The 4,990-nt window shown below is 72.6% G+C and carries 1 protein-coding gene; it reads right to left on the reverse strand.

The annotated features are described in order from the left end of the window. On the reverse strand, positions 1–4,990 hold a 4,990-nt coding region (locus CRP51_RS27805; RefSeq protein ID WP_141514704.1), incomplete at both ends, for a type I polyketide synthase.

Below are 4,990 nucleotides of genomic sequence, written 5' to 3' on the forward strand. Positions count from 1 at the left end.
GTTCCTCACGGTCACCACCGACCACCACGGCCCGATGCTCGAAGGACGCACGCGTGGTCACCAGGGAGTAGCCGACATCCACCGGCTCCAACCCCCGGCGCTCACGCACAAACGACACCAACCGGCCCGCCTGCGCCCGCAACGCCTCAACCGACTTCGCCGACACCACCCACGGCACCGCCACCAACGCAGAGCCCGCCTCGGCCTCGGTCTCGGCCGGCGCCTCAACCTCAGGCGCCTCCTCCACGATCACATGCGCGTTGGTGCCACTGAGCCCGAACGAGGAGATACCAGCCCGACGCGGCTGTTCCCCGCGTGGCCACTCCCGCGCCTCGGTGAGAAGCTCCACCGCGCCGGCCGACCAGTCCACGTGCGGCGACGGCTCGTCCACGTGCAGCGTCTTCGGCATCACGCCGTGGCGCATCGCCATCACCATCTTGATGATGCCGCCGACGCCGGCCGCCGCCTGCGCGTGACCGATGTTCGACTTCAACGAGCCCAGCCACAGTGGGTCCCGTCCCTCGGGCCGGTCCTGACCATAGGTCGCGAGCAGAGCCTGCGCCTCGATCGGGTCACCCAGGGTGGTGCCCGTGCCATGGCCCTCGACCACGTCCACGTCGGCGGTGGTCAGGCGCGCGCTGGCCAGCGCGGCGCGGATGACGCGCTGCTGCGACGGGCCGTTGGGGGCCGTCAGGCCGTTGGACGCGCCGTCCTGGTTGACCGCCGACCCGCGGATCACCGCGAGCACCTCGTGCCCGTTGCGCCGCGCCTCCGACAGCCGCTCCAACACCAGCACACCGGCACCCTCGGACCAGCCGACGCCGTCAGCCGCCCCGGAGAACGCCTTGCACCGGCCGTCCGGGGAGAGGCCGCGCTGCCGGCTGAAGTCCACGAAGACATCCGTGGTGGACAGGAACGTCACACCGCCGGCCAGCGCCAGCGAGCACTCGCCGCCCCGCAGGGCCTGCGCCGCGAGATGCAGGGCCACGGCGGAGGAGGAGCACGCCGTGTCCACCGACATGGTGGGGCCCTCCAGACCGAAGAGGTAGGCGACGCGCCCCGAGAGGATGCTGATCGCGCTGCCGTTGCCCAGGTAGCCCGCGACGTCGGCGGGCACGTTGTCACCCAGCCGGGTGCCGTAGTCGTCGTACATGACGCCGGCGAAGACGCCCGTCTGGCTGCCCCGGATCGACAGCGGGTCGATGCCCGCGCGCTCCAGCGCCTCCCAGGAGGTCTCCAGCAACAGCCGCTGCTGCGGGTCCATCGCCAGGGCCTCACGCGGACCGATGCCGAAGAAGTCCGGGTCGAACTCGGTGCCCCGGCTGAGGAACCCGCCCTCGCGGGTGTAGAAGCGGTCCTCCTGGGGCTCCGGCGAGTACAGCTTCGCGATGTCCCAGCCGCGATCGGTCGGGAAGTCGCCCACCGCGTCAGTGCCTTCCAGCACCAGCTGCCACAGGTCCTCGGGGCTGCGCACGCCCCCCGGGTAGCGGCAGCTCATGCCCACGATGGCGATCGGCTCGTCGGTGTGCGACGTCCGCACCGAGACGGCGGCGCGCTTGGTACCCGTGTCGGCCACACCCGTGAGCTTGGGCTTCAGCACCTCCACCACGGCCCGGGAGTTGGGGTGGTCGAAGACCAGGGTCGCGGGGAGGGTGACGCCGGTGGCGCTGGTCAGCGCGTTGCGGAGTTCGACTGCGGCGAGCGAGTCGAAGCCCAACTCGCGGAACGCACGCGTCGGTTCCACCGCGTCGACGCTGTCGTGCCCGAGCACGGCGGCGACATGCCCACGCACCAGGTCGAGCAGCAGCCGGTCCGCTTCGGACTCGCTCAGCTGGGCCAGCCGCTCCGCCAGCGGCGTCGCGGCCGAGGCCCCGGCCGCCGCCTGGGGGGCGGTGGCACCGGCTGCTCCCCGGCTCTCGGCCAGGTCGCGCAGCAGCGCCGGCACCCTGTCGCGGCGACTGCGCAGGGCCGCCGTGTCCACGCGCACCGCCACCGGGGCGGGGCTGCCGGAGACGAGCGCCCGGTCGAAGAGGGCAAGCCCGGGCTCGACGTCCAGCGCGGGCAGACCGAGCCGGGCCATCCGGCGCAGGTCCGCCTCGACCAACTCGCCGCCCAGTCCCGTGTTCTGGTTCCACAGGCCCCAGGCCATGGAGGTGGCGGGAAGTCCCTGGGTGTGGCGGTGGTGGGCGAGGGCGTCCAGGAAGACGTTGCCCGCCGCGTAGTTGGCCTGCCCGGCGGCGAGGAACAGCCCGCCGACGGAGGAGAAGAGGACGAACGCCGTGAGGTCCAGGTCGCGGGTCAGCTCGTGCAGGTGCCACGCGCCGTCGACCTTCGGGCGCATCACCCGTTCAGTCTGCTGCTCCGTGAGCTTCTCGACCAGCCCACTGTCCGCGACCCCGGCGGCGTGCACCACCCCGGTGAGGGGGTGGGTGTCGGGGATGGCGTCGAGGACGGCGGCGACGGCGTCGCGGTCGGCGACGTCGCAGGCGGCGACGGTGACGTGGGTGCCCAACTCGGTGAGTTCCGCGGTGAGTTCGGCGGCGCCGGGTGCCTCGTTGCCGCGGCGGCTGGTGAGGACCAGGTGGCGCACGCCGTGTGCGGTCACCAGATGGCGGGCCACCAGCGCGCCGAGCCCGCCCGTGCCGCCCGTCACCAGCACCGTGCCGTCGGGGCGCCAGACGGGTTCCGCCTGCGACGCGCCCCGCGACTCGTTGAGGCGTACCAGACGCGGCAGGTGAACGCGTCCGCCGCGAACGGCCGCCTCGGACTCGTCCGAGGCCAGCACGGCTGGCACGGCCCGCGCCGACGCCTCGTCGCCGTCGAGGTCCACGACGGCGAACCGCCCCGGGTGCTCCTCGGCGGCGGCGCGCACCAGACCCCACACGGGAGACTGGGCGAGGTCGACGGCGTCCTCCGCCTCGACCCGCACGGCGTTCCGGGTGAGCACCACGAGCCGGGTCGAGGTGAGTCCGCGCCCGGACAGCCACTCCCGCAGCAGCGTCATCGTCTGGTGAGCGACGGCCAGCGTGCGTTCCGGCTGGCCGCCGTCCGCCGCAGGCTCGGGCACCTGGTACACGACGGCGTCCGGCGCCGGTCCCGTCTCAAGCGCGGCCAGCAGCGCCGCCAGGTCCGCGTGATGGGCGCTCGCACCCACCAGCTCCGGACCGCCCGCACCCAGAACGGTCCAGCGCCCCGGGGAGGCCGGGGAGGCGGAGACGGCGTTCCACCGCACCTGGTAGAGCGGGTCGCGGCCCGTCTGGGCGCCGTCCCGCCGCAACCGTTCGCGGTCGACCGGGCGCGAGACGAGGGACTCGACGGAGGCGACCGGCCGCCCGGTGCCGTCCGCGATCCGCATCTCGGAGACCTCGGCGCCTCTGATCCGCGTGATCCACATGCGCAGTTCGGCGGCGCCGGACGCGTGGGAGGTGACACCGTTCCAGGAGAACGGAAGCAGGGTCGGCCCCTCGCTGTCGTCCAGCAGGTCGGCGTGCATCGCGGCGTCGAGCAACGCCGGGTGCAGGGTGTAGCGGGAGCCGTCCTCCCCGGTCTCCGGGGCGAAGGCCGCCTCGGTGAAGATGTCGTCCCCGCGTTGCCAGGCGGCGCGCAGAGCCTGGAACGCGGGCCCGTAGCCGTACCCCCGGTCGGTGAGCAACGCGTAGGCGTCACCCACCTCGATGGGGGTCGCGCCAGGCGGCGGCCACTGCGTCAGGTCGAAGTCCGCCTGCCGGCCCTGGGGAACGAGCGTGCCCGAGGCGTGCAGGGTCCAGCCCTCGGCCGGGTCGGCCGACGGGTCCTCGGGGCGGGCGTAGATCTCCACCGTCCGGCGGCCGGAGGTGTCCTGGCCGCCCACGACGACCTGTACGGCTGCCGCGTCTCCCTCGGGCAGGGCCAGTGGCGCGTGGCTGGTTAGTTCCTCGATGGCCGGGCAGCCGACCCGGGCCCCGGCGTGCAGGGCGAGTTCGACGAAGCCGGTGCCCGGGAGGATCGTCGTGCCGTGCACGGCGTGGTCGGCGATCCACGCCGGGGAGTCGGCCGCGAGCCTGCCCGTGAGGACGGTGCCCCCGGACGCGGGCAGGACGACGGCCGTGCTGAGCATCGGGTGGTCCGTGCCGTGCTGCCCGAGTCCGGCGGGGTCACCGGAGGAGGGGACCGCGTCGATCCAGTAGCGCTTGTGTTGGAAGGCGTAGGTGGGCAGGTCGATGGTCTGGGGGGCGAGGTGGGTGAAGGTGGTTTCCCAGGTGATGTCGTGTCCCTGGGTGTGGAGGGTGCCAAGGGCGCGTAGGAGGTTGGCGGTCTCGGCGTTGTCCTTGCGCTGGGTGGGGACGGCGTCACCGATCAGGGGCGTCAGGGCCGGCTTGGGCCCGACCTCGACCAGGGTGGTGACGCCCTGCGCCCTCAAGGTGGCGACGCTGTCGGCGAAGCGGACCGTGCCACGGACCTGACCAGCCCAGTACCCCGCCTCGGTCATCTCCTCCGGGCCGACCAACTCACCCGTCACCGTGGACACCAACGGAATACCCGGCGCCCGGAAGGAGATCTTCGCGGCCACCGCCTGGAACTCACCCAACATCGGATCCATCAGCGGAGAGTGGAAAGCGTGCGAGACCCGCAGACGAGTGGACTTGCCCTCGACCCGCCCGGCGATCTCGACAACCGCCTCCTCCACACCCGAGATCACCACAGACCGCTGCGCGTTGACAGCGGCGATCGTCACATCCTGACGCTCCCCGATCAACGCCCGAACGGTCTCCTCGTCCGCGGACAGGGAGATCATCGCCCCACCCTCGGGCAACGCCTGCATCAACCGCGCACGCGCACCCACCAACCGCACCGCGTCCTCAAGCGACAACACCCCGGCCACATGCGCCGCGGCCAACTCACCGATGGAATGACCGGCCACGAAGTCAGGCCGCAACCCGAACGACTCCAACAACCGGAACAGCGCCACCTCGAACGCGAAGACAGACGTCTGCGTATACACCGTCTGATC

The organism is Streptomyces zhaozhouensis (assembly GCF_900230195.1).
GTDB classification, from domain to species: Bacteria; Actinomycetota; Actinomycetes; order Streptomycetales; family Streptomycetaceae; genus Streptomyces; species Streptomyces zhaozhouensis.